Below are 25,405 nucleotides of genomic sequence, written 5' to 3' on the forward strand. Positions count from 1 at the left end.
ACTGTCACAGCCAGCAAGCATCCCAGAGCGGATAGTCGCCGATCTTCTCTGCCAGCCCCGCGCGCAAGGGATTGGCGACGATGTAGCGCGCCATATGCCGTATATCTTCGCCATCGCGCACGGCTCTGTCGTGATAGCCGCTTTGCCACAAAGGCCCTTGGTTATTCGTTGTTCTATTGACGGCCAAGGCGCTGCGTGATTTTGTGCTTCCGATTGCCTGCCCCAGAGTTCCTTCCCTCAGCTGAAACAACCAATGCAGGTGATCTGGCATGACCACCCAGGCCATTGAGTCGACCCAGCCCTGGTCGTGTGCATGTTTCAGTTCAGCAACAACCAGACGTCCCACCCGCCAATCGGAAAATAACGGTCGGCGGTGGTGAACGACGATGGTGATCAGGTAGGCCCGACCTTGTTCCGAGTGTCGACCGAGGCGTAGGCGGTGTGAGTTTGGTCTGGAAGGCAATCCTTTGCTTCCTTGATCAGATGATGGTCAGTGTTTGACGCTAGCAGCCCAGGGCTTGGGCTGACGTTCGGACTGGTGTGTGGATATTTCAAGACTGTCTAGAGATTCATTGTGGCGAGGGGGCTTGCCCCCGTTGGAGCGCGCAGCGGTCCCAATGAGGTTGATGCATTTTATTCAGACAAATCGCGGATGCAGGTTTTGCGACTGCTGCGCAGCCGAACGGGGGCAAGCCCCCTCGCCACAGGGATTAGCGTCGCCTGAACCTGAAAGTATTGAGGTAGAGCCTTTAATAGGTAAAAACAGCATGGGTAGGGACATGACGATGCACCATTGCTGTGCAATACTTCGCGCCGGTTTTAAGGTGGGATGACGCTCAAAATCCAGGTAATGCCCCTCCGTCAGAGGCGCTTTTACCGCGAGTTCTCGCTGAATCTAATCGTTTATATAGTGAAAGACCCTCTCCAGAGCTTTTTATACTGCACGCCCCGCTGATCTCGTAGGTTTTGTCCTACAAGACTGGTCGGCCCACAAGGTCGGCCCGGTTGAGCGCGTACAGGTTATCCGCCCGTACGCTGAACGCTCGGTGGTTCATATCCAATAACAAGATGAGGTTGTATCCCTATGCCAGTCGGCAACCACTTGCCCCAAGGCGAGACCGCTCAGGGCGGCCCGCTCAAACGCGAACTCGGCGAACGGCATATTCGCTTGATGGCGCTCGGCGCCTGTATCGGTGTCGGTCTGTTCCTCGGTTCGGCCAAGGCCATCGAGATGGCCGGCCCGGCAATCATGCTGTCCTACATCATCGGCGGTCTGGCGATTCTGGTGATCATGCGCGCCCTCGGTGAGATGGCCGTGCATAACCCGGTAGCCGGTTCCTTCAGCCGTTATGCGCAAGACTACCTCGGCCCGTTGGCGGGCTTCCTGACTGGCTGGAACTATTGGTTCCTGTGGCTGGTGACCTGCGTTGCGGAAATCACTGCGGTGGCGGTGTACATGGGCGTGTGGTTCCCCGATGTGCCGCGCTGGATCTGGGCGCTGGCGGCCCTGGTAAGCATGGGCTCGATCAACCTGATTGCAGTCAAGGCCTTCGGTGAGTTCGAGTTCTGGTTCGCCCTGATCAAGATCGTCACCATCATCGCGATGGTCGTCGGCGGTATTGGCGTGATTGCTTTCGGTTTCGGCAACGACGGCGTGGCGCTGGGGATTTCCAACCTGTGGAGCCACGGCGGTTTCATGCCTAATGGCGTGCAGGGTGTGTTGATGTCCCTGCAAATGGTGATGTTCGCCTACCTGGGCGTCGAGATGATCGGCCTGACCGCCGGTGAAGCGAAGAACCCGCAGAAGACCATCCCGAATGCGATCGGCTCGGTGTTCTGGCGCATCCTGTTGTTCTACGTCGGTGCGTTGTTCGTGATCCTGTCGATCTACCCGTGGAATGAAATCGGCACCCAAGGCAGCCCGTTCGTGATGACCTTCGAGCGCCTGGGCATCAAGACCGCCGCCGGTATCATCAACTTCGTGGTGATCACCGCGGCACTGTCGTCTTGCAACGGTGGCATCTTCAGTACCGGTCGCATGCTCTACAGCCTGGCGCAGAACGGCCAGGCTCCGGCGGGCTTCGCCAAGACCTCGAGCAACGGCGTGCCACGTCGCGCCTTGCTGCTGTCGATTGGTGCACTGCTGCTGGGCGTGTTGCTCAACTACCTGGTACCGGAGAAGGTTTTTGTCTGGGTCACCGCCATCGCCACCTTTGGCGCGATCTGGACCTGGGCGATGATCCTGCTGGCTCAGCTCAAGTTCCGCAAAGGCCTGAGCCCGGCTGAACGTGCGGGGCTCAAATACCGCATGTGGCTGTTCCCGGTAAGCTCGTACCTGGCACTGGCATTCCTGGCGCTGGTGGTCGGCCTGATGGCTTACTTCCCGGACACCCGCATCGCCCTGTATGTCGGCCCGGCATTCCTGGTGCTGCTGACGGTGGTGTTCTACGCCTTCAAGCTGCAACCGACCAATGCCGTGCAAGGCGCGGTGCGTACAGCTTCTTGATTTGTAGCGCTGCAAAAGCAAAAGCCCCGGTCGGATGATCGGGGCTTTTGCATTTCTGGATCAAAAGATCGCCGGCCCACCGGTCTGTTCGCAGCACCGAAATTAGACAAGTGATCCAACGCTGCCTAGCTTGCATATAGCCCACCCGGTCTGAAAACCGCAGCAGTGTTCGCAAGGAACGGTGCGTCAGGAATGTCTTCTTCGAACACGAAGATGCCGTTCGAATGGACATGTATCAATGCCTGTATTCATTGAACAGGTGTCAGCAGACAGGCCGGAAATAAGCGCCATGGGTATAAAACCTTTCTTTTACTCGAAGTGTTTCATTTTTCGGGAGCGTGAGGCGTGAAAGTCTCGCTGATCGTTCCGGTGTTCAATGAGGAACAGGCGATCAACCTGTTTTATCAGGCTGTCCGTCAGCAATTGTCGCTCGACGATTGCGAGGTCGAGATCGTTTTCGTCAACGACGGCAGTTCCGACCAGACCGCTGAGCAGGCCAAAGCCCTGGCATTGGTCGATGACGATGTGCTGGTGATCAATTTCTCGCGCAACTTCGGCAAGGAACCGGCGTTATTTGCCGGGCTCGAGTACGCCAGCGGTGACGCGGTCATTCCGATGGATGTCGATTTGCAGGACCCGATCAGCGTGATTCCCCGGTTGATCCAGGAATGGCAGAACGGGGCGGATGTGGTTCTTGCCAAACGCCGTGACCGCACGGCCGACAGCTACCTGAAACGGCATGGCGCGGCGCTGTTCTATCACCTGCTGAACAGGATCGCCTACACCCGGATCGAAGAGAACGTCGGCGATTTTCGGTTGATGGACCGCAAGGTCGTGGATGTAATCCGTACGCTGCCAGAGCATCAGCTATTTATGAAGGGCGTCCTGTCGTGGGCGGGATTCAATACAGTGGTCATCGAATATCAACGGGCTGTACGGGTGGCCGGAAAGAGTAAATTTAATGGTTGGAAGCTGTGGAATCTGGCCCTTGAAGGTATTACTTCCTTCAGTACCGTGCCGCTGCGGTTATGGACTTATGTCGGTGGCATGATTTCGTTGTTTGCGATCTTTTATGCCATTTATATGGTGTTGGACAAGATTTTCTTTGGCAACAATGTGCCGGGCTACCCTTCGTTGATGACCGCCATTCTTTTTTTGGGCGGCGTACAGCTCATTGGGATAGGCATCCTTGGAGAATATATCGGGCGGATTTACATCGAATCAAAACATCGGCCAAGGTATGTGGTGAAAGATATTGTCGGAGGCAAAAGCAGATTGGGACTAAAAAAAACTCAGTGAGGTTCAGGGCTGAGAAAGGGGCGTTGACATGAGGCTGGCGAGGTATTTCGACAAGAAGTTGATAGCGCGTGAAGTACTGCTGTTGTTTTTATTTGCCGCTTTTATCTACATCGTTCCTCTGGTGTTGGCAGACCACTACTATATCGATGATAACTGGCGATCTTTGTCCGCTGGAATGGCTTGGGCAAATCAAGGACGATTGTTTACCGAGGTTTTCTACAATGCGTTGACGTTTTCCACGGGTGCACCGAATATTTTTCCATTGCCCTTGTTAATTGCAGCGCTGGCCATCGCCCTGGCGTTGACTCGCCTGACGATGCATTACTACAAAGAACCGACTGTTTCATGCTGTTTTGTACTGCTGCCCCTTTGGTATAACCCGTTTTTTCTGCAGAACCTGTCCTATCAATATGATGGGCCCGCCATGACCTTGAGTCTGGTGGCGGTTATTTATGCGATTACTTTTCGTGGAAAGTCGGTAGTGCTGCAAGTCGTGGTGCCGGGGATGTTAATAACGCTGGGATTGGGGCTTTATCAGTTGAGCATCAATGTATTTCTGGGACTTTGCTGTGTCGAGTTGATCAGAGCGGTCAATGAGGGGGCGTCATGGGATTCGTTGTGTTCGTTGATCAAGTGCAAGCTTGCGCAGCTGCTAGTGGGGGTGCTGGTTTATTATCTGCTCGCTTATCCGTTCATCATTCAGGAGCGCCTGCCGCTGCTGGACTGGGGGATGAATGGAGTTGACCAGGTTGAAGCCAATATCGCGATTCTGAACAGCAAAATTTCACTGCTGTTCCATGGAGCAAATTTCTGGTTGCTGTGGGCTGTGCTTTTTTGTGCCGCAGCCGGGGCCGTGCGGGTAGGGCTGACGGTGCGGAAACGAAAAGACAGTGCCCCGAAGAAAGTATTGCTCGGTTTGATCTGTCTCCTGACCCTGCCTGCGCTGGTGCTGCTGGTTTCGGGAGCCGCGCTGGTGTTCAGGGATTTCAATGAAGGCGCGAGAACCTTGATGGGGTTTGCGGTGCTGTTGGTGTTTTTGTTTTATCTGAGTCATCTATGGCTGAGGGCGATTCATCCGCGCCTGGGTATGCTGCTGGCGATTCCTCTGCTGAGCATGCTTTCGCTGTCCTTTGCCTATGGACGTGTTCTGAACGTGCAGAAAGAATTCGCCGACAGCATGCTGTTTTCCCTTGGACACGACATTGCGTCCCATCGGCAACTGCGCGAAGCCAGGCGAATATATATGTCGATTACCTATTCCGATCACTGGCTGCCGGGGGCCAGAGGCTCCTTTGAATTGATGCCAGTATTGGAGTACATCCTCAACGTGGATTTTTTCATGTTGTGTGAGAATCTGCCCAGGGTAGGCATCACCAATGTGGTCACCGAAAAGGAACGGCGGAACGCGACGCGGGTAGGTTACAGAGGGTATCCACCAGTGGTGGATAGCAAGTTCTATAACATCTACCTGGTAGGGGATTATGGTTTTATCGTCATGAAAGAGCCGTCCCGCTTCGAAAAGCGTTGATCGTAGCTTTCAGGCATTCGCTTTCAACTGCCTTACCGGCAACGCCACCCGAAACGTTGTCCCGACACCGACTTCACTGCTCACGGTAATTTCCCCACGGTGTTTTTTCACAATGCCGTAGGACAGCGACAGGCCCAGCCCCGTCCCTTGTCCGACCGGTTTGGTGGTGAAGAACGGATCGAAGATTTTCTGCAAGCATTCCGGCGCAATGCCTGCACCGTTATCGGCCACTTCCACCCAGACAGTGTCTCCCTCAACCCCATTGCGGATGATGATAGTGCCGCGTTCCGGTCCAATGGACTGGGCGGCGTTGACGATCAGGTTCATGAACACTTGATTGATTTGCGAAGGCAGGCATTCGACCTCCGGCACCGGCACGTATTCCTTGATGACGTTGGCCTTGTACTTGAGCTCATTGGCCACGATGTTCAGGGTCGAGTCGATGCCCTGTTGCAGGTTGGCCCACTGCCAGTCCTGGTTGGAGTCGACCCGGGAAAAGTCCTTCAAGTCCTTGACGATCTGCCCGACGCGACCGATGCCTTCTTTGGACTCCTTGATCAGCAACGGGATATCTTCCTTGAGAAAGTCCAGTTCAATCCGTTCTCGCAGGCTTTTCAGGCGGTCCAGGAGCTCTTGGGAACCGATAGCCTCTTCGGCATCCTGATAGGCATTAAGCATTTCCTGCAGGTTTTTAAAGTAGCCGTCCAGCGTGCCGAGGTTCGAAGAGATAAAGCCCGTGGGATTGTTGATTTCATGGGCGACGCCGGCTGCCAACTGGCCCAGGGAGGCCAGCTTCTCCGATTGCATCAGCTGGTTTTCCAACAGTTTGCGTTCATCGGTTTCCCGCTGCAGGGCCTCGCTGGCTAGTCTGAATTCCCGAGTCCATTGTTCGACCATCTGTTCCAGATGGCTCATCTGCATCTGTGCGCGCTCGGTCATTTCCCACTTGGTGGTGAGGGTATTGGCCATCTGCTGAACCTCGATATTATCGAAGGGCTTTTTCAGGATCAGCAATCGGTCGTGGGCTTGCAAACGCTCCAGCAGTTCTTCCCAGGAGTAGTCGGAATACGCAGTGCAGACTACTACTTGCAGATGCGGGTCGGCCTTCCACAGCTGTTCGATGGTTTGCGCGCCATCCCAACCCTCGGGCATGCGCATGTCGACGAAGGCCAGCGCGTACGGCCGATCGTTGTTCAAGGCTTCACGCAGCTTGCTCAATCCTTCCTGGCCGCCATAGGCCGAATCCAGTTCGAACGCGGTGCCGGTGCGCTTGATCTCGCTGCCGAACAACGCCGCTTCCATGTCGTCCAGGTCGACGTTGTGTTGCACTGCAGGGGTGAGGATCTTGCGAAAGTCATCATGGATCGAAGGCGTGTCATCGATCAGCAAAATACGCCGGTTCGACAGATTGTTCATGCTTGACCTCTGCGGTTATCAACGGGATTTGCAAGGTGAACAGCGCGCCCTTGCCCGGCCCGTCGCTGTAGGCGGCGAGATGGCCGTTCATCTCGATGGCGGCCAGGGCACAGCTGTGCAGGCCGAAACCGTGACCTTCCTTGCGGGTGGTGAAGCCGTGGGCAAAGATCCGCGTCATGTTTTCCGGCGCGATTCCCTCACCTTCATCCTTGACGCTGACCTGCAAGGTGGCGTGGTCGACGACCTTCACCCCGAGGGTCATTTGCCGCGGCCGATCACTGAGGTCGGACATCGCGTATTTAGCGTTGCTGATCAGGTTGATCAGAATCAGCAGCAGCCGGTGTTTATCGCCCATCACTCGCGGCACATCGCTGTAGTCCTTGACCACCGTCACATGGTGCCGGGTCAGGGCGCCGGAGTTCATGCGCAAGGCGTCTTCGAGCAGCTCGCTGACGTACAGCGGTTCCACCAGACTGGAGGCGCCGGCGTAGGACTGCTGGGTGGCGACGATGTCCTTGATGTGATCGACACTTTTGCTCAATTGTGCCAGTTCGTCAGCGATGCTCAGTTGCTCGGTGGCGATAGCCTCGACCAACTGGTTCAGGTAGCCCGGCAGCAGCTTGCCTTTTTCGTCCTGGGTTATGTACTCGCCGAGGTCGTGCGGGTGCGCATTGATCAACTGCATGGCTTTGCCTAACCCGAGCGTTTTACTGGTGCGCAGCTTGCGGGTGACCAGGTCGGCGGAGATGTTCACGCTGTTGAGCACATTACCGACGTTGTGCAGCACGTTGGTCGCGATCTCGGCCATCCCGGCCTGGCGCGCGGTGTCCAGCAGTTCACTCTGGGTGTCCTTGAGTTCGCGGGTGCGTTCTTCAACCCGTCGTTCGAGGCTTTCATTGGCTGCTTGCAACGCCTTGTTGACGCGGTTGATCTCGGTAAAGCTGCGCAGCAGCCGACTGGCCAGGTACAACAGCAAGGCCACCAGCAGCGACGAGAACACCAGCAGGTAAAAATGATATTTCTGTTTGATGGCGTCGGCCCGGTGCTGGTCTCTATTGAGCTGGTTGGTGATTGCATCCAGGCTCTCGGCTACCGGAATCGCGGCGATCCGCTCCAGCAAGCCGTTGACCACCGGTTGTTCGCGCAGGACCAGGGCGATGTGATTGCTGAGAATCTCCACCGGGCTATGGAACTCCGCCGGTAGACGCTCCTTGTTCACCGCCAGTTTGTTGAGGCCAACCAGGATGTCGGCGGCCTTGTCATCGGAAGTGACTTGCGCAAACTCAAGGCTGCTGAGCATCAGGTCGTAAGTGTCGGTGGCGACATTTTGCAGCTGCAGTTTGTCAGCGTCCTCGAGGCGGGCGAGCGGGCCTTGAATATCGTCCGCGGCGGTCGGTAGAAACGCCAGGGAGTTACGCAACACGGCGTTGTGGGATTTGAACCGCTCCACCAACCGGGTCTTTTCCTTGATCGCATTCAGATAGGCTTCATGGCTGGCATGCCATTGCGGCGAGTCATTGCGGCCATGACTGGATTCCATCGTCTCGAACCTGGCCCAAAGGCTGGTCATTTCGGTCAGCGGTAAAACCAGGGGATCATAATTGTGGCTGATAGCGATCCTGGCCTTGAGGATTTCGGTTTCCCACTGCGCATCCAATTGATTTATCTGACGGATCAAGTCCCGTGATTCGGTATAGGTCGAGGTTTGATCGGCATTGGACTTGAGGTAGAGGAACACCAGTATTGAGGCGAGCAGTACGCTCATGCTCGTGAGCAACAGCTGGCTGAACCGGCGAGAATTTCTCATAGCCGTTTGCCTCCCGATTCACCGGTCAGGGTTTTGAGGAATTGAGTGATCAAGGCCTTGTCCTGTTCGGAAGGGATGCGCCCCAGCTGATACTTGAACATCACGTCCACCGCATCCTCAAGAGTCCTGGCCGACCCGTCGTGAAAGTACGGTGCGGTCAACGCGACATTGCGCAGGCTGGGAACCTTGAACACATTGCGGTCCTCTTCATCCTTGGTCACCAGATAACGTCCCAGATCGGACTCGGTCGGGTTGCCCCGGGCCTGAAAGTAATCGCCCATCACTCCGAACTTCTGGAACATGTTGCCGCCAATGTTCACTCCCTGATGGCAGGCGATGCAGCCATAGTCCTTGAAGCGTTGGTAACCGTATTTTTCTTCCCGGGTGAGAATGTCGGTATCACCCAACAGGTACTGGTCGAAGCGTGAATTGCCGCTGAGCAGGGTGCGTTCGAAGGTCGCCAGGGCGTTTTGCACATTGGCTGCCGTCAGACCGTCGGGGTAAGCCGTGGTGAAGGCCGAGCGGTAGGCCGGGTCGGCGGACAGTGTCCGGACCACGTGTTCCCAGCTGCTGGCCATCTCGGTGGGGCTTTGCACGACGTCATGGGCCTGCGCTTCCAGGGTATCGGCCCGACCGTTCCAGAACTGCCTGAAGTTCAGGCTGGAATTCAACACGCTGGGGGTGTTGACCGCCAACGGATTGCCATCGAAGCCGAGAGAAAACGGCTTGTCATCGGCACCGCCTTTTTCCAGGCGATGGCAACTGGCACAGGACAGGCTGTTATTGACCGATAAACGTGTGTCGTTGAATAACTGTCGACCCAACTCGACACGCTGGGGATCCTGGTGAGGAACCGGCGGCAGTGGTTTGAGCGGTTCATTGAGTGGATCGGCGCTCGCGTTCATGCAAGCCCCGAGCAATAGGGTGAAGAACAGCAGGGTTGCATATGGCGACATCTGATGATTCCTTGGCCGGGTGCCTGAGTGTCGTGAGACCTGAACGTGCCTCGTGTTGGTCTATTCGTCCGGCGATGCGCGCAGTCCTTGTGTGGTCATGAGCTTGGCGAAGGCCTGAGCCTCTACGGCCTTGCTGAAGAAGTATCCCTGGCCTTCCTCGCACTGATGCGCCTTGAGAAAGTCCAGTTGTTCGAGGGTTTCCACACCTTCGGCAATGATGTTCAGGTTGAGGCTTTTACCCAGACTGATAATGGCACTGACCAGGGCGGCGTCATTGCTGTCGGTGCTCAGGCCGCGAACAAAGGACTGGTCGATCTTCAATACATCAATGGGAAACCGGCGCAGGTAACTCAAGCTGGAGTAGCCGGTGCCGAAGTCATCGATGGCCAGCCGTACGCCCAGGGCCTTGATGGTTCGCAGGGTCGCCACGGTGGCATCGACGTTTTGCATCAGCACGCTTTCGGTAATCTCCAGTTCCAGCAACGACGGATCAAGGCCGGTTTGTTCCAGTATCTGCACGATACCGTCGACAAACCCACGCTGACGAAAATCGATCGCGGAAATGTTCACCGACATGCTGATCGACGGCAGCCCTGCCGCCTGCCAGGCGCAGGCCTGCCGGCAGGCTTCGGCCAATACCCATTTGCTCAACGGGACGATCAGGCCGCTGTCTTCTGCGACGCAAATGAAGTCCGACGGATAGACCCAGCCGTGTCCGGGTTTCATCCAGCGGATCAACGCTTCGGCACCTACCACTTTGCCCGACTTGAGATCGAGTTTGGGTTGGTAGTGCAGGACGAACTCCTTGCGCTCCAGGGCGAGGCGGATGCCGGACTCGATGCTTTGCTGTTCACGGGCGCGCTGATTCATGTCGTCGATGAAGAAGCCGAAATCGTTCGGCGCACTTTCCTTGACGTTGCGCATGGCGGTTTCGGCTTTCTTGATCAACGCCAGGGCATCGAAACCATCTTCGGGATAAATACTGATACCCAGGCTCGCGGTTACGCTCAGGTCATGCCCGGCGATGTGCTGCGGGGTACTCACGGCGCTCAGGAGTTTTTCGGCGATGCCTTTGGTCTGTTGGGGATGATGGATATCGGCGAGGATCACCACGAACTCGTCGGAGCCGTAACGAAACACCGAATCGGATTCACGCACAGTCGCCACCAGCCGCTGGCCGACCTGCTTGAGCATTTCATCGCCAATCGGATGGCCGAGCGCGTTGTTGATACGCTTGAAACGATCGAGCCCCAGAAACATCACTGCCAGCTGTTTGTGATGGCGCCGGGAAAGCGCCAGGGACTGGGTCAACCGGTCACCGAGCAGGGTGCTGTTGGGCAATTCAGTGAGCACGTCGTACTGCAGCAGGTGAGAGACCTTGAGCAATTCGTGGACACGCTCCTCGATGGTTCGCTCCAGGCTGTGCATTTTTATCGCCGCATCCTGAGCCATCTGCCATTTCCAGGTCAGGGCGCTGGCCATCTGCAGTATTTCCAGGCTGTCGAAGGGCTTTTTCAGCACCAGTAACTGGTCGCTGAAATCCAGCCGTTCGGTCATCGTTTCCCAGGAGTAGTCGGAGTACGCCGTGCACAGTGCGATCTGCAGGTGGGGGTCGGCCTTCCACAGGCGTTCGATGGTTTCCAGGCCATCCCAACCTGGCGGCATGCGCATATCGATGAATGCCAGGGCATAGGGCCGGCCCTCGGCCAAGGCTCGTTCGACCAGTTCCAGGGCTTCCTGGCCCTGGTAGGCCGAGTCCAGCTGATAGGTCGGCCGCGCGGGTTGCACAGTGCCGAACAGCGCCTCTTCGGAATAGGCCAGGGTCAGTTCACTGGCCGGGTCCGGACTGAGGATCTTGCGAAAGTCCTCATGGATCGAAGGTGTGTCGTCAATGATCAGGATGCGCCGATTGGTGAGGGCGAAAGATGATTTCATCACGTGGCCTCCGAAGAGCGGGGCAAATCCTCGAGCGCAAGGCTCGTGGTGTCGACAGCAGGCGGGATGATGCTGCCGGCTATCAATAGTTGTGCGGCCTGCTGGCTGCTGACGGCCTTGCTGAAGTAGTAACCCTGAGCATTCATCGGCGAGCCGGTGGACATCAGCGAGCTTCGCTGCTCCTGGGTTTCGACACCTTCGGCGATGATGCCGATGCCGACATCCCGGGCGAAATTGATGATGGCGCGCAAGGTCGTGGCGCTGGCCGGATCCCGCGTGGCGCTGTCGATGAACGTTTGGGCGATTTTCAGGTGATTGACCTGATAGGTCTTGAGGTAGTCGAACGAGGAGTATTCGGTGCCGAAATCGTCGATGGCGATCTTCACCCCGAGTTCGCGCAGGCGTGGCAGCACATCGTTGTGGGTCCATTTGGTCTGGGCCAGGGTCGCTTCGGTGACGTCGAAACGCAGATCCCAAGGGCACAGATTCCAGCGGGCTGTGGTCCTGAGAACGTCATAGATCAATTCCGGGCCACTTTTTAGCTGGGCCAGAGAGAGTTTTATCGCAATCAGTGGGGGGGCCATGTCCAGGTCGCGCCATTGGCGCATCTGCTGGCAGGCCTTATCCAGAAGCCAATGTCCAAGGGCAATGATGGTTCCGGTTTTTTCCGCGGCAGGCAGGAACACATCAGCTTCGAGCAGCCCGCGTTCGGGGTGATTCCAGCGTACCTGGGCTTCCATGCCGAGGATTTTTCCCGAACCCAGATCGACTTCAGGCAAATAGTGCAATTCGAGCTCGTCCAGTTCGATGGCCTGTTTCAAGTCGTTGGCCAGGGTAATGCGCTCAACCACCTCCTGATTGATCTCCTCGGAGTGGAAGTGGTACTGGTTGCGACCCTTCTCCTTCGAGCGGTACAGCGCCATATCGGCCTGGATCAGCAGGTTGTCGGCGCTGCTGCTATCCGGCGTATAGGTACTGATGCCGATGCTGACCGACACCCGCACGTCGTTGCCACTGAGTGAGTACGGCACGACCAGTTCATCGCGGACCTTCGCGGCCAGGGCTGCGGACTGGGTCGGATCGGCCACGTCCAGTTGCAATATTGCAAACTCGTCGCCGCCCAGGCGTGCCACCACATCGTTTTCGCGCACGCAGGCCTTGATGCGCCGGGAGACTTCTTGCAACAACAGATCACCCACGGGGTGGCCAAGGGTGTCGTTGATCCGTTTGAAGTGATCCAGATCCAGATAGAACATCGCAAAGGGCGTTGCGCCGCGTCGGGCCGCGGCGAAGGCCTGGTGCAGGCGCTCGATCAGGGTGGCGCGGTTGGCCAGGCCGGTCAGGCCGTCGGTGCGCGCCAGCAGGGAGATCTTCTCCTCGGCCACTTTGCGTTCGGTGATGTCGATAATGATCCCTTCGACCTCCAGCAACCGACCCTCGGCATCGCGCACCGGGATATAGCGGTTTTCGACCCAACGCCAGGCACCGTCACCGGTGCGCAGGCGAAACTCGATGGACGCGCCTGCGGCGTGCTTGTCCAGTACCCGGGCCATGGCGTCGTCGACCTTCTGCTGATCATCGGCGTGAATCAGCTCCTTGGCCCAATTGGCTGACGCCACCAGTTGTGCCGCCACATGACCGAACTTGGTGATGTTGTGGGAGATGTACATCAGCGGGAACGACGGCTCACCGCGCAGGCGATAAAGGATGGTCGGGCTGTTCTGCACAATGATATTGGCGTCGGACAGTTCCCGGGTGCGCTCCTCGACCGCCTGTTCGAGCAGGTTCATCTTCAACGCGGCGTCTTCGGTCATCTGCCATTTGACCGTCAACGCACTGGCCATCTGGCGAATCTCTATGGCATCGAAGGGTTTTTTCAGGATCAGCAACCGGTCTCCGAGGTCCAGACGCTCGGCGATGTCTTCCCAGGAATAGTCGGAATACGCAGTGCACAGCGCGACTTGCAGCCTGGGGTCGACTTGCCAGAGCCGCTCGATGGTTTCCAGCCCGTCCCAGCCGGGCGGCATGCGCATATCGATGAAGGCCATGGCATACGGTGCATCGTTGGCCAGTGCCAACTCCACCTTGGCCAACGCTTCGAGACCCTGAAAGGCTGAATCGAGGACAAAGTTCTGCTGGGCAACCGCCACCGGAGAGCCAAACAGGGCCTCTTCGGCGCTGCTCAGTTCGTCCTCATCGAGCGTTTTCGGGCAGAGGATCTTGCCAAAGTCCTGGTGAATCGAAGCGGTGTCATCGACGATCAGGATTCGTCGGTTTACCCGCTCCTGCGAAGCCTTCATCGGCGTATACCGACGAAAACAGCCGTCATGTGCGATAGATTCATATGGCATCCCTTCCTGAGTGTTCGGCATGCAAACGCGGGCATTGGATCCTTGCAGCTTGGAGCATAGCCCTGCTCTCGACGATTCGTCGAATGCTTGAGGTCAAATCGCCATCGAACAGTGAAATCGTCTAGTCTGTAGCTCAGGCTCAGGGAGTATCGGACGTTTCCTTAGATTGCCGAAAGAATCAATGTCCCAGTGTTGAGATGAGGTAGTGCCATGGATGAGCAAGCTGCGACGATTTCGGACTATAGACCCAAGGTGCTGCTCGTTGACGATGAAGAATCCATCCTCAACAGCCTGCGCCGCTTGCTGCGCAGCCAGCCCTACGACGTACTGTTAGCCAATAGTGGCGCACAGGCCCTGGAGATAATGGCACAGCAGGCGATTGACCTGGTCATGACCGATGCGCGTATGCCCGGTATGGATGGCGCCACCTTGCTGGCGGAAATCCATCGGCGTCATTCCTCGACCACGCGCATTTTGCTGACCGGTTACGCCGATCTGGCGATGATCATCAAAGCGATCAACGAAGGGCAGATCCATCGTTATATCAGCAAACCCTGGAACGATGAAGAAATGCTGCTGACTTTGCGCCAGTCCCTGGCCCATCAGCACTCCGAGCGTGAACGCCAGCGCCTGGAACAGTTGACCCGGCAGCAGAACGAGCAGCTGAAATCGCTCAATACCACGCTGGAGAAGCACGTCGTCGCGCGCACCGCAGAATTGCAGCAAACGGCGGACATGCTCGACCTGGCCTATGAAGAGCTCAAGCACAGTTATGTCACGGGCACCGAAGTGTTCTCGTTGTTGGCCAATCTGCGTTTGCCCAAAGCCAAGCAGACCAATCGGCAGATCATCGAATTGGTGCGCGTCTACTGCAAATCCCATGGACTGGACGAGGCCAGCAGTCGCGATCTGGCCATGGCCGCGGCGCTCTACAACATAGGTAAGCTGAGCTGGAGCGACAGCATGATGACTGCGCCCTCCGACTTGCTGTACCACACAGATCGTGAGCGTTATCGGGACTATCCCAAGCAAAGCGAATCGCTGTTGATGACCCTGGAACCGATGAAGGATGCGGCCCGCTTGATCCTCCACCATCAGGAGCGCTGGGATGGCAGCGGGTTTCCCGATCACCTCAAGGGCGAGGCGATTCCTTTGGGTTCGCGGCTGCTGAAACTGGCGGTGGATTTTATCGAACTGCAGCGCGGCCTGATCCTCGAGCGGCAGATGAACAGCGATGAAGCGCTGGTGTTCATCCGCAAGTACGCCGGCAAACTTTACGATCCGGAGATGGTGGAGGATTTCGTTCAAGTCTGCGCCGCGTACTTGAGCGATGTCACCGTCGGCGATCCTCTGGTCAAAGTGCTCGGCACCCGCGATCTGGCGCCCGGAATGGTGCTGGCGCGCAACCTCAATGCCGACAACGGCATGTTGCTGCTCAATGCCGGCAAGACGTTGAACGTGCCACTGGTGGACAAGTTGATTGCCTTTGAGGAGATGGAGGGGGCCAAGTACAGTGTCTTTGTGAAAGTGCCAGAGGAGGTCGAGCTTCTGGAATCGGCAGGCTGAAAATGGCACTGTCCCGGGTGGCGCTTGTGAAGCAGGCGCACGATCCAGCAGTTCCTCAATTGCCGACGAACGGAAACTCATGGGATCCTTGCGCCTTTGCATCCAAGGGCATTTTCCTTCCATGACGCTTTCCTCCTGCGCACCAGGCCCCTCCATCATCCGCATTGCCGCCGCGCTGTTGATCGGCCCGGACGGTCGAACCCTGCTAGTGCGTAAACGCGGCACTCAGGCCTTCATGCAGCCCGGCGGCAAGATCGAAACCCATGAACAGCCGGTCGTGGCGCTGGCTCGAGAGCTGGAAGAAGAACTCGGCTTGCGTATCGATATCGCTCAAGCGAGCTATCTTGGAAGCTTCTCGGCCCCGGCTGCCAACGAACCGGGGTGTGCGGTGCAGGCCGAGATGTTCCAGCTGAACATTGACTCATCCGTGGCACCCGCCGCGGAGATCGAAGAGGTGGTCTGGATCGATCCGGCCAGCGATGGCGGCCTGGTGCTGGCGCCATTGACACGGGACCTGATCCTGCCGTTTTATCGAGCATCGCAAACAACGATGGCCTGATCTTCAAAGGACAAAGGACTGCTCAATGATACCCGTTCAAGATTTATTGCTGTTCGCCGCCGCCGCACTGCTGATGGTGCTCACGCCAGGGCCGAACATGATCTACCTGATTTCCCGATCGATCTGCCAGGGTCGCAAGGCTGGCGTCACCTCGTTACTGGGTGTCGTGGCGGGTTTCTTCGTGCATCTGTTCGCTGCGGCAGCGGGTTTGACGGCGGTATTTCTCGCCGTGCCAATGGCCTATGAAGTGCTGAAATGGGCAGGCGCGCTGTACCTGCTGTGGCTGGCCTGGCAGGCGCTCAAGCCTGGGGCGCGCTCGCCGTTCGAGGCCCGACAACTGCCGCCGGACTCTTCCAGGAAACTGATTCTGATGGGCTTCCTGACCAGCGCACTGAATCCGAAAATCGCGGTGTTTTATCTGTCGGTATTTCCGCAGTTCATCAACCCCGAACAGGGTTCGATGTTCACCCAGAGCATTCTCCTGGGCCTGACCCAGATCGGTGTGAGCTTTTCGGTCAACCTGCTGATCGCACTGTTCGCTGCCGGGATTGCCGGGTGGTTCGTGCATAACCCGCTGTGGTTGGCGGTTCAGCGTTATTTCATGGGTTTTGTGCTGGCGGCGCTCGCGGTGCGTCTGATGCTTGAACAACGTCGTAGTGCTTGATCGAGGGACAACCTCAGGAACCTTTTTCATCAGCGGTTTGAAGACATCATGACCATCCAGCGCCTCAACTCACAACACGCCGACCAGTATCGGGAGCTGATGCTTGAAGCCTACAGCCTGCATCCCGAGGCGTTCACCTCCAGCGTCGCCGAGCGTGCAGGAATGCCGTTGGCCTGGTGGGAGTCCCGCCTGACCAGCCCGTTGGATCTGCTGCTAGGAGCGTTTGAGGGTGACAACCTGGTAGGCATCGTCGGTCTGGCTTTCGAACCCCGGGAAAAAGCCCGGCACAAGGCCACACTGTTTGGCCTGTATGTATCGGCCGGGTCTCGCCATGACGGCCTGGGTTATCAACTGGTGCAAACCGCCCTCGCCGAGGCGCGGACCCATAACGGCTTGAAACTCATTCAACTGACCGTCACCACCGGCAATGCCGCGGCGCTTGCCCTGTATCAACGCTGCGGTTTCGTGCAATTCGGCCTGGAACCGCTGGCGGTGAGGGTGGGGGTCGAATACCTCGACAAGCTTCATATGTGGCGGGAATTGGGGTTGGATTAACACACCGATATTGCGGCACAGGGGGGTGTTCTCATTGCCTGTTCTTACCGCACCGCACTCACCCCATCCAGGGTCGAGAACGAGGTGTCTTTGGCGGTCAGCAGGAAGTCACGCATGTACGGCGCATCCAGCATGTCGGCGCGAATCCCGGCGTAGAGCGTTGCAAACAAACCTTTCTCGCCCAGGCGCTTGGCCTTCACGTAACCCCGTGAACTGTATTCATGCAGCGCCCAGTGGGGCATGCCGCATACGCCACGGCCGCTGGCTACCAGTTGCATCATCATCACCGTCAGTTCCGAGGTGCGCACTTGCGCAGGTTCGACATCCGCCGGTTCCAGGAAGCGGGTGAAGATGTCCAGTCGATCCCGTTCCACCGGGTAGGTGATCAGGGTCTCGCTGAGCAAATCTTCCGGAACGATGTACGGTTTGCTCGCCAGTCGATGCTGATTGGCCACCGCGAGCATTGCTTCGTAAGTGAACAGCGGCACATAAGTAATGCCCGCCAGCTCCATCGGATCAGAGGTCACCACCAGATCCAGGTCGCCCCGGGCCAGGGCTGGCAACGGGGCAAAGGAGAATCCCGAGGCCAGATCCAGCTCGACCTCCGGCCAGGCGTCGCGGAACTGGTCGATGGTCGGCATCAGCCACTGAAAGCAGCTGTGGCATTCGATGGCCATATGCAGACGCCCGGCGGTGCCGCCGGCCAACCGCGCGATATCCCGTTCGGCGCCGCGCAGCAGCGGCAGAGCGGCGTCGGCCAACTGCAACAGACGCAGCCCGGCACTGGTAAAGCGCACCGGCTTGGTCTTGCGCACGAACAGTTGCATGCCCATGCGCTCTTCCAGCTCTTTGAACTGGTGGGACAACGCGGACTGGGTCAGGTGCAAGCGCTCGGCGGCTTCCACCAGGCTGTCTGATTCGCGCAAGGCGTGCAGGGTCTTCAGGTGACGGATTTCCAGCACCGGGGCCTCCATGAGGAAAATTTGTGATCAACACGAAAAGGTTGAGTTTGTCTCATGTTGTCCGGAGTGTCGACAATAGCGCCATCTTTTATGGAGGAATGTCGTCATGGCCCTGGCCCACAATCTTGGTTTCCCGCGTATCGGTGCTGACCGCGAACTGAAAAAAGCCCTCGAATCCTACTGGAAGGGCGACCTTGACCAGATCGCCTTGCAAGCCGTCGGCCGTGAACTGCGTGCCAGACACTGGCAATTGCAGAAAGACGCTGGCATCGACTTGCTGCCGGTCGGCGACTTCGCCTGGTACGACCAGGTACTGAGCCACTCGCTGACCTTCGGTGTAATCCCCGAGCGTTTCGACAGCGCCAGGGATGCTCGCGGCCTGCCGACCCTCGACACTCTGTTTGCCATGGCTCGCGGCGCCACTACGGCCTGCTGCGGCGGCGAGCATGCCAAGGCGCAATACGCTCAGGAACTGACCAAGTGGTTCGACACCAACTACCACTACCTGGTCCCGGAATTCAGCGTTGATCAGCAATTCAAGCTGAGCTGGGAACAGCTGTTCGAGGAAGTCGACGAAGCGCTGGCGCTGGGTCACAAGGTCAAACCGGTGATCATCGGCCCGCTGACCTATTTGTGGCTGGGCAAGGCCAAAGGCAACGAATTCGACAAGCTCGAATTGCTGGAACGGCTGCTGCCGATTTACGGCGAAATCCTTGGTCGCCTTGCAGCCCAAGGCGTGGAGTGGGTGCAGATCGATGAGCCGATCCTCAGCCTTGACCTGCCTCAGGAATGGAAAAACGCCTTCGAACGGGCCTACCACATCCTGCAATACTCGCCGCTGAAGAAACTCGTGGCGACCTACTTCGGTGGTCTGGAAGACAACCTCGGGCTGGCCGTCGGCCTGCCGGTGGATGGCCTGCACATCGACGCGGTGCGCGCTCCGGAGCAGCTGGCAGCGGTACTCGATCGTCTGCCGACCTACAAAGTGCTCTCGGTGGGCCTGGTCAATGGTCGCAATGTCTGGCGCTGCGAACTGGAGCAGGCGCTGGAACAACTGCAAGTCGCGCAACAGCGTTTTGGCGACAACCTCTGGGTCGCCGGTTCCTGCTCGCTGCTGCACAGTCCGGTGAATCTGGACCGCGAAGACAAACTCGATGCCGAGCTGAAAAGCTGGCTGGCCTTTGCCGTGCAAAAGTGTGGCGAGATTGCTGTGTTGCGCGATGCCTTGAACAATCCACAAGCCCCGGCAGTGCAGGCAGCATTAGCTCAAAGCCGTGCAATACAGGCCAGCCGCAGCCAGTCGTCGCGGATTCACAAAGCTGAAGTTCAGGCGCGCATTGCCGCCATCAGCGCCGCCGACAGCCAGCGCCAATCGCCGTTTGGCGAACGCATCGAGGTGCAACGTGCTCGCCTGCAACTGCCTGCGTTCCCGACCACCACCATCGGTTCGTTTCCGCAGACCGCGTCGATTCGCCTGGCCCGCCAGGTCTTCAAGCAGGGCAAACTGTCGGCCAACGATTACACCGACGCCATGCACAGCGAGATCCGCCACGCCGTGCAAGTCCAGGAACGCCTGGGGCTGGACGTGCTGGTGCATGGTGAAGCCGAGCGCAACGACATGGTCGAGTACTTCGCCGAGCAACTCGACGGCTACCTCTTCACCCGCTTCGGCTGGGTCCAGAGTTATGGTTCGCGTTGCGTAAAACCGGCGATCATTTTCGGCGACCTGAGCCGCCCGAACGCCATGACCGTGGACTGGATTCAGTACGCCCAGAGCCTGACCGACAAAGTCATGAAGGGCATGCTGACCGGCCCGGTGACCATGCTGATGTGGTCCTTCCCGCGCGAAGACGTCTCGCGCATAATCCAGGCGCAACAACTGGCGCTGGCACTGCGCGATGAAGTGGTCGACCTGGAACAGGCCGGAATCAAGATCGTCCAGATCGACGAAGCAGCCTTCCGCGAAGGCCTGCCGCTGCGCCGTGCGCAATGGCAGGAGTACCTGGACTGGGCGGTGGAGGCGTTCCGCCTGACCGCTTCAGGAGTACGCGACGAAACCCAGATCCACACCCACATGTGCTACAGCGAATTCAACGACGTGATCAAGTCCATCGCGGCCATGGACGCCGATGTGATCACCATCGAAACCTCGCGTTCGGACATGGAATTGCTCGAGGCCTTCGAAGCGTTCGATTACCCGAACGACATCGGCCCGGGCGTCTACGACATCCACTCGCCACGGGTGCCGGACACCGCCGAAATGGTCAAGTTGATGACCAAAGCCGTCAAACGCATCCCCGCTGAACGGCTGTGGGTCAACCCGGACTGCGGCCTGAAAACCCGGGCCTGGCCGGAAACCGAGGCGGCGCTGGTGAACATGGTCGCGGCGGCGCGGCAGTTGCGCAGTCAGTTGGCGTAAAGCACCCCGAAACACCAAACCCGCCACCCTCGAGAGAGGAGGGCGGGTTCTGTTTTGGGGGCAATAGGAGGATTTGTATTGGCCGTGAGGCAGCTATTGCGAGCAGGCTCGCTCACACATGGGCTCTGTGTAGGACCATGATGGTGTGATCGACACAGAACCTGTGGGAGCGAGCTTGCTCGCGATGAACGAAAACGCGGTTCCGGCCTGTTCCGCCAAATTAGCGACCACTCAGCGCTCTTCATCAAACTGTCACACAACTGTGGCAGCGCGCTTGCTCAAAGTTCATCAGACTCGCGCTCTACTGGGGTTCTGCGTTTCGGTGTTTCTTCATGCGTGCATTGTTTTTTCAAACGGCGTTTTTGCTGCTCTCGCTGGTGTTCGGCCCGGCGTCTTTTGCGGCGTCTCGATGCGATGTCAATGTCCCGACCCAACGGGTCCAGCTGAATCAGGTCAGCCTGGCTTACCAGAGCATCGGCCGTGCCTCGGATCCGGCGTTGCTGCTGGTGATGGGCCTGGGCGGGCAGTTGATCCATTGGCCGGACGAGGTGGTGGTCGCGTTGTGTCAACAGGGTTTTCGGGTGATCCGCTATGACAACCGGGATGTCGGACTCTCCACCTGGCGTCAGGCGCCCGTCAACGCCAACCTGACCTTTGAGGTGTTGCGCTACAAGCTTGGTTTGCCGGTGTCGGCGCCGTACACATTGACTGACATGGCCGATGATGCGCTGGGCCTGATGGATGCCTTGCAGGTGCGGCAGTTCCATGTGCTGGGCGCGAGCATGGGTGGGATGATTGCCCAGCACATGGCAGCCATGGCGCCGCAGCGGGTGGAAAGCCTGACCCTGATCATGACCAGCTCCGGCGCCGAAGGCTTGCCCGCGCCGAACGCGGCGTTGGTGCAATTGCTTTCACGGCGCAGTGCACCGAATCGCGAGGTGGCGCTTGAGCAGCAGGCGGATCTGCTGGCGGCCCTGGGCAGTCCGCAGGTGGTGGATGATCGTCAGGAGCTGCTGCACCAGGCGCAGGTATCTTATGATCGGGCGTTCAACCCGGAAGGCGTGAAGCGTCAGATCATGGCGATCCTCGCCGAACCGAGCCGGGTGGCACTGCTCAATCAGTTGCGGGTTCCGACCCTGGTGGTGCATGGCACCGCCGACCCGCTGTTGCCGGTGATGCATGGCGTGCATCTGGCGGCGCATATTCAGGGCAGTCAGTTGAGGCTGATTCCGGGGTTGGCCCATCGTTTTCAGGAGGCGTTCAAGGCGCCATTGCTGGGGGTGGTGTTGCCCTATCTGCAGAGCCATCGCGAGGATGCTTCGCATTGGGCGCAGGTTGATCCGGTGGTGGAGGCGAATCTGTTGTAACCCGAAGGTCCTGCCTTGCGCGCATTTGTGGCGAGGGGGCTTGCCCCCGTTCGGCTGCGAAGCAGTCGTAAAACCGGCATCTGCGGTGTGTCTGGCAGAACCGGTTTGCAGTTTTGGGGCTGCTTCGCAACCCAGCGGGGGCAAGCCCCCTCGCCACAGGCGGAAACAGTGGCACCAGCCCGGCGATGTAATAGTTTCTGGTTTTCGCCAGCGCGGCCAGAATGAGCACCACGGCGGCGCCCAATGCAGCTTTCAACAATAAATCCACAGGCTTCTCGCAGGCACAGGGTTAGTGGTTCAAGCCGTATTTCTTGACCTTGTCGAACAGCGTGGTCTTGGCCATGCCCAGTTCCAGGCTAGCCTGGGTCAGGTTGCCGCCGCTGCGTTGCAAGGCGTCGTTCAGCAGGTTGCGCTCGAAAGCCTCGACCGCTTCGGCAAACCCCAAACCCTGGCTGGCATTGCTGCCGGACTTTTTGAAGGCTGGCAGGCCGAGGGCAAAACGTTCGGCGACGTTACGCAATTCACGCACGTTACCCGGCCAGTCGTGACTCATCAGATTCGACAGGGTCTGGTTGTCCAGTTCCGGTACGATGCGGTCAAAGCGCAGGGACGACTGCTGCAGGAAGTGTTCGAACAATTGCAGGATATCTTCACGACGTTCGCGCAGTGGTGGCAGTTCCAGAGTCACCACGTTCAAGCGGTAATAAAGGTCGCTGCGGAACTGACTGGCTTTGCTCAACTCGTCCAGATCGGACTTGGTCGCGGCAATCACCCGGCAGTCGACGGCGACGCTCTGGTTCGATCCAAGGCGTTCCAGGGTTCTTTCCTGCAGGACCCGCAACAGTTTGATCTGCAGGTTCAGCGGCATGCTTTCCACTTCATCGAGGAACAGCGTACCGCCGTGGGCGTGTTCGATTTTGCCGATCCGCCGTTTGCCGGCACCGGTAAAGGCGTTGGCCTCATGGCCGAAGATTTCGCTCTCGAACAGGTTCTCCGGCAGGCCGCCACAGTTCAGCGCGACGAATTGCGCGGACTGGCGCCGGCTGAAGTCATGCAGGCAGCGTGCGACCAGTTCCTTGCCGGTGCCGGTCTCGCCTTCGATCAGTACATTGGCCGAAGTGTCGGCGACGTTGGCGATCAGCTCGCGCAGGTTCTGCATGGCCGGCGAGCGCCCGATGATCCGGCCTTCCAGCGAGTCGCGTTCGGCCAGTTGCCGACGCAGTGACCAGACCTCAAGGGCCAGGCTGCGTTGCTCCAGGGCTCGCCGGGCCACATCCACCAGTCGTTCGGGAGAGAAGGGTTTCTCCATGAAGTCGTAGGCGCCTTTTTGCATGGCGTCGACGGCCATGGAGATATCGCCATGGCCGGTAATCAACACCACCGGCAAGCTACGATCGCGGGCCTTGAGGCGGGTCAGCAGTTCCAGGCCATCGATGCCCGGCAAGCGAATGTCGCTGATAACGATCCCGGCGAAGTTGTCGCCAACTTGCGCCAGGGCTGCCTCGGCGCTGCCGACACCCACGCAGGGGATATCTTCCAGGGTCAGGGCTTGCTGGCAGCCGAGCAGGACATGGGGATCATCTTCGACGATCAGCACGGTGAGGTTGGTATTCATAGCGGCTCGACTTGAGTAGGGCTTACCAACGGTAAACTGAGGACGAAGGCGGTACCACCGCTGGCCGGGTGTTCGACGCCCAGATTACCGCCAGTGGCCGCGGCCAGGCTTGCCGATAGCGTCAGGCCCAGGCCCAGCCCTTGTTCGCCGGGTTTGGTGGTGAAGAAGGGTTCGAACAGATGCTTGCGCGTCTCGGCGTCAATGCCGTGGCCGTTGTCGCGCACCCGTAGGCGATATTTGCCGTCGCTGGTTTCGCCTTCCAGCCACAACTCCGGCAGTGGTTGCGCCTGCATGGCGTCCAGGGCGTTGCCGATCAGGTTGACCAGAATCTGTTCCAGCCGGGTCTGATCAATCTGCACCTGCACGTCACTGAAATCGCGGTGCAGTTGCAGCGGGCTGCTTTCCAGACGGCTGCCGAGCAGCTGCAAGGCGGCGTCGATGGCCTTGCCAAGGCTGGCCTGGCCCTGGTCATCGCCGCGGCGGGCGAAGGAGCGCAAGCTGGCGGTGATGCGGCCCATGCGGTCGATCAACTCGTTGATGGTCTTGAGGTTGGCACTGGCAGTGTCCAGCGCGCCGCGCTCGAGGAAGCGCACGGTATTGCCCGACAGCGTGCGCAGGGCCGCCAGCGGCTGGTTCAGTTCGTGGGCGATGCTGGTGGACATCTGGCCGATGGCCGCCAGCTTGCCGGCCTGCACCAGTTCATCCTGGGCGCGGCGCAAGGTTTCTTCGGCTTGCCGACGTTCGCGGATCTGCCCCTTGAGCCGTTCGTTGCTGGCGCGCAGGTCGGCCGTGCGGTCGGCGATCTTGCGTTCCAGCTGATTGTTGGCTTCCTGCAGGGCTTCACGGGCGGCGAGACGGGTGGCGATGACCTTGCGCCGTTCGTTCCAGGCAATCAGCAAAAACGCCACCAGGGCAAACGCCACGGCCACCAGAATCCCCTGATTGATCGCCTCGCGACGCAGGTCCTGCAAGGGCGTCAGCAGGGTGAAGTTCCACGGCGTATCGCTGAGCGGCCGGGTCTGCGACAGGTAGCTGATTGCCTGTTCATCCGACTCCAGTTCGGTGTTGGCTGGAAAGGTCAGCTTCTCCACACCTTCGGCCAGGTGTTCGCGCGCCAGCGGTTGCAGTTCATTGAGCGGGAACCAGTAATACTGCAGGCTGCGCGCCAGGCGCTCCTTGGTGTCATCACTGAGCGGGCGGACCGCCTTGAGTCTTCGCGCCGGATCACTGGAAAGGATGATGATGCCGTTCTCATCACTGACGAAGGCCTCCAGACGCGCCCGTTGCCAGCGTTCTTCCATGGCTTCGAGACGCACTTTGACCACCGCGACGCCGATGATCTTGCCTTGTTCTTCCAGGCCGTGGGCCAGGTAGTAACCGGGTTCGCCGCTGGTGCTGCCGATTCCATAGAAGCGCCCCGGCTGACCGCGCACAGCGTTCTGGAAATAGGCGCGAAAGGACAGGTCTTCACCCAGGTAACTGTCGAAGTCACGCCAGTTACTGGTGGCCATGACCCGGCCGGTGGTATCCATAACGTAGATGGCCCGACTGCGGCTGCGCCGGTTCAGGCCTTCGAGGTAATCATTGACTGTCTGCCGATGTTCCGCAGACGGATCGGCCAACAGCTTCGAGACACTGGATTCGAGCTCCAGCAGGCTGGGCAGGTAGGTGTATTTGCTGATCTCGCTTTCGACGGCGCGGGCGTGCAGTTCCAGCTGTCGCTCGCCGTTCTCGCTGAGGGTGCGGATCCCGTAGTGCTCGCTGAGCCAGAAGCCGAGATAACCCAGGCCGATCATCAACGCGATGACCAGTGGCGGCAGGAACAGGTGGCGAATCAGGCGGGGTTTCACGGCAAGTGATGGCGGCGCGGCGCGATAGAGAGTGGGGTCGCATTTCATCA

Annotated in this window: 18 protein-coding genes and 1 pseudogene; 9 read left to right on the forward strand and 10 right to left on the reverse strand. The window is 58.6% G+C overall.

The features are described 5' to 3' along the window. Positions 1–4 precede the first annotated feature (4 nt). Entirely contained in the window at positions 5–463 is a 459-nt protein-coding gene (locus tag ACA064_RS05615) for an REP-associated tyrosine transposase (RefSeq protein WP_497672496.1), read from the reverse strand. Positions 464–1,084: 621 nt separating this feature from the next. On the opposite strand from ACA064_RS05615, the gene ACA064_RS05620 reads away from it, so the two are divergent. The 3 genes from ACA064_RS05620 (at position 1,085) to ACA064_RS05630 (ending at position 5,333) form a co-directional block, all read left to right on the forward strand. Then, a complete protein-coding gene (locus ACA064_RS05620) occupies positions 1,085–2,506 on the forward strand; it encodes an amino acid permease (RefSeq protein ID WP_497672497.1) in 1,422 nt (473 codons plus the stop codon). A gap of 345 nt (positions 2,507–2,851) precedes the next feature. Next, positions 2,852–3,805, forward strand: coding sequence for a glycosyltransferase family 2 protein (locus ACA064_RS05625; RefSeq protein WP_497672498.1), 954 nt, complete (start codon positions 2,852–2,854; stop codon positions 3,803–3,805). A 28-nt stretch (positions 3,806–3,833) separates the two neighbouring features. Beyond that, the gene (locus tag ACA064_RS05630) at positions 3,834–5,333 is read left to right on the forward strand and encodes a glucosyltransferase domain-containing protein (RefSeq protein WP_497672499.1); all 1,500 of its coding nucleotides are present in this window, start codon (positions 3,834–3,836) and stop codon (positions 5,331–5,333) included. A gap of 9 nt (positions 5,334–5,342) precedes the next feature. Here ACA064_RS05630 and ACA064_RS05635 read toward each other — a convergent pair whose 3' ends face one another. From ACA064_RS05635 to ACA064_RS05655, 5 genes are read right to left on the reverse strand one after another with little or no spacing between them, the layout of a single operon-like run. Continuing rightward, entirely contained in the window at positions 5,343–6,749 is a 1,407-nt protein-coding gene (locus ACA064_RS05635; protein ID WP_497672500.1) for an ATP-binding protein, read from the reverse strand. Then, complete coding sequence (locus tag ACA064_RS05640) at positions 6,709–8,556, reverse strand: DAHL domain-containing protein (RefSeq protein WP_497672501.1); 1,848 nt, start codon at positions 8,554–8,556, stop codon at positions 6,709–6,711. The genes ACA064_RS05635 and ACA064_RS05640 overlap by 41 nt, the downstream gene beginning before the upstream one ends. Then, complete coding sequence (locus ACA064_RS05645; protein ID WP_497672502.1) at positions 8,553–9,512, reverse strand: cytochrome-c peroxidase; 960 nt, start codon at positions 9,510–9,512, stop codon at positions 8,553–8,555. Before ACA064_RS05645 ends, ACA064_RS05640 begins: the two co-directional genes overlap by 4 nt. Positions 9,513–9,572: 60 nt before the next feature. Continuing rightward, on the reverse strand, positions 9,573–11,447 hold the full coding sequence (locus tag ACA064_RS05650; RefSeq protein ID WP_497672503.1) for a putative bifunctional diguanylate cyclase/phosphodiesterase: 1,875 nt from the start codon (positions 11,445–11,447) through the stop codon (positions 9,573–9,575). Then, on the reverse strand, positions 11,447–13,747 hold the full coding sequence (locus ACA064_RS05655; protein ID WP_497672504.1) for a GGDEF/EAL domain-containing response regulator: 2,301 nt from the start codon (positions 13,745–13,747) through the stop codon (positions 11,447–11,449). Before ACA064_RS05655 ends, ACA064_RS05650 begins: the two co-directional genes overlap by 1 nt. 261 nt (positions 13,748–14,008) lie before the next feature. Between ACA064_RS05655 and nosR the strand changes: the two genes are divergently transcribed. The 4 genes from nosR (at position 14,009) to ACA064_RS05675 (ending at position 17,142) form a co-directional block, all read left to right on the forward strand. Next, positions 14,009–15,364, forward strand: a complete 1,356-nt coding sequence (nosR, locus tag ACA064_RS05660) for a response regulator c-di-GMP phosphodiesterase, NosR family (protein WP_497672505.1) — start codon at positions 14,009–14,011, stop codon at positions 15,362–15,364. Between the two features lie 121 nt (positions 15,365–15,485). Beyond that, complete coding sequence (locus tag ACA064_RS05665; protein WP_497672506.1) at positions 15,486–15,923, forward strand: NUDIX hydrolase; 438 nt, start codon at positions 15,486–15,488, stop codon at positions 15,921–15,923. A gap of 25 nt (positions 15,924–15,948) precedes the next feature. After that, a complete protein-coding gene (locus ACA064_RS05670) occupies positions 15,949–16,587 on the forward strand; it encodes a LysE family translocator (RefSeq protein ID WP_497672507.1) in 639 nt (212 codons plus the stop codon). A 48-nt stretch (positions 16,588–16,635) separates the two neighbouring features. Then, positions 16,636–17,142, forward strand: a complete 507-nt coding sequence (locus tag ACA064_RS05675; protein WP_497672508.1) for a GNAT family N-acetyltransferase — start codon at positions 16,636–16,638, stop codon at positions 17,140–17,142. Between the two features lie 44 nt (positions 17,143–17,186). Here ACA064_RS05675 and metR read toward each other — a convergent pair whose 3' ends face one another. Beyond that, positions 17,187–18,104: a transcriptional regulator MetR gene (gene metR, locus ACA064_RS05680; protein ID WP_497672509.1), complete on the reverse strand. Its 918-nt coding sequence runs from the start codon at positions 18,102–18,104 to the stop codon at positions 17,187–17,189. Positions 18,105–18,210: 106 nt separating this feature from the next. Here metR and metE point away from each other — a divergent pair, with 106 nt between their 5' ends. Both metE and ACA064_RS05690 read left to right on the forward strand, forming a co-directional pair. After that, positions 18,211–20,523 (forward strand): 5-methyltetrahydropteroyltriglutamate--homocysteine S-methyltransferase, encoded by a 2,313-nt coding sequence (metE, locus tag ACA064_RS05685; RefSeq protein ID WP_497672510.1) that lies wholly within the window; start codon positions 18,211–18,213, stop codon positions 20,521–20,523. Between the two features lie 332 nt (positions 20,524–20,855). Then, complete coding sequence (locus ACA064_RS05690; RefSeq protein WP_497672511.1) at positions 20,856–21,890, forward strand: alpha/beta fold hydrolase; 1,035 nt, start codon at positions 20,856–20,858, stop codon at positions 21,888–21,890. Positions 21,891–22,041: 151 nt separating this feature from the next. Here ACA064_RS05690 and ACA064_RS05695 read toward each other — a convergent pair. The 3 genes and pseudogenes from ACA064_RS05695 to aauS all read right to left on the reverse strand — a co-directional run. After that, a pseudogene (locus tag ACA064_RS05695) lies at positions 22,042–22,149 on the reverse strand (GlpM family protein); the annotation flags it as partial. Between the two features lie 30 nt (positions 22,150–22,179). Then, positions 22,180–23,457 (reverse strand): two-component response regulator AauR, encoded by a 1,278-nt coding sequence (gene aauR, locus ACA064_RS05700; RefSeq protein WP_497674175.1) that lies wholly within the window; start codon positions 23,455–23,457, stop codon positions 22,180–22,182. Between the two features lie 44 nt (positions 23,458–23,501). Further along, positions 23,502–25,403 carry a two-component sensor histidine kinase AauS gene (aauS, locus tag ACA064_RS05705; protein WP_497672512.1) on the reverse strand — a complete coding sequence of 634 codons (1,902 nt, stop codon included), beginning with the start codon at positions 25,401–25,403 and terminating at the stop codon, positions 23,502–23,504. Between the last annotated feature and the right edge of the window lie 2 nt (positions 25,404–25,405).

The sequence above is a fragment of the Pseudomonas sp. LBUM1658 genome, assembly GCF_059716055.1.

Excerpts from the sequence above, each read along its gene's own strand:
- ACA064_RS05620 (WP_497672497.1), top strand. The coding sequence starts at position 1,085 with ATGCCAGTCGGCAACCACTTGCCCCAAGGCGAGACCGCTCAGGGCGGC.
- ACA064_RS05630 (WP_497672499.1), top strand. The coding sequence starts at position 3,834 with ATGAGGCTGGCGAGGTATTTCGACAAGAAGTTGATAGCGCGTGAAGTA.
- ACA064_RS05635 (WP_497672500.1), bottom strand. The coding sequence starts at position 6,749 with ATGAACAATCTGTCGAACCGGCGTATTTTGCTGATCGATGACACGCCT.
- ACA064_RS05640 (WP_497672501.1), bottom strand. The coding sequence starts at position 8,556 with ATGAGAAATTCTCGCCGGTTCAGCCAGCTGTTGCTCACGAGCATGAGC.
- ACA064_RS05645 (WP_497672502.1), bottom strand. The coding sequence starts at position 9,512 with ATGTCGCCATATGCAACCCTGCTGTTCTTCACCCTATTGCTCGGGGCT.
- ACA064_RS05650 (WP_497672503.1), bottom strand. The coding sequence starts at position 11,447 with ATGAAATCATCTTTCGCCCTCACCAATCGGCGCATCCTGATCATTGAC.
- ACA064_RS05655 (WP_497672504.1), bottom strand. The coding sequence starts at position 13,747 with ATGAAGGCTTCGCAGGAGCGGGTAAACCGACGAATCCTGATCGTCGAT.
- nosR (WP_497672505.1), top strand. The coding sequence starts at position 14,009 with ATGGATGAGCAAGCTGCGACGATTTCGGACTATAGACCCAAGGTGCTG.
- ACA064_RS05665 (WP_497672506.1), top strand. The coding sequence starts at position 15,486 with ATGACGCTTTCCTCCTGCGCACCAGGCCCCTCCATCATCCGCATTGCC.
- ACA064_RS05670 (WP_497672507.1), top strand. The coding sequence starts at position 15,949 with ATGATACCCGTTCAAGATTTATTGCTGTTCGCCGCCGCCGCACTGCTG.
- ACA064_RS05675 (WP_497672508.1), top strand. The coding sequence starts at position 16,636 with ATGACCATCCAGCGCCTCAACTCACAACACGCCGACCAGTATCGGGAG.
- metE (WP_497672510.1), top strand. The coding sequence starts at position 18,211 with ATGGCCCTGGCCCACAATCTTGGTTTCCCGCGTATCGGTGCTGACCGC.
- ACA064_RS05690 (WP_497672511.1), top strand. The coding sequence starts at position 20,856 with ATGCGTGCATTGTTTTTTCAAACGGCGTTTTTGCTGCTCTCGCTGGTG.
- aauS (WP_497672512.1), bottom strand. The coding sequence starts at position 25,403 with ATGAAATGCGACCCCACTCTCTATCGCGCCGCGCCGCCATCACTTGCC.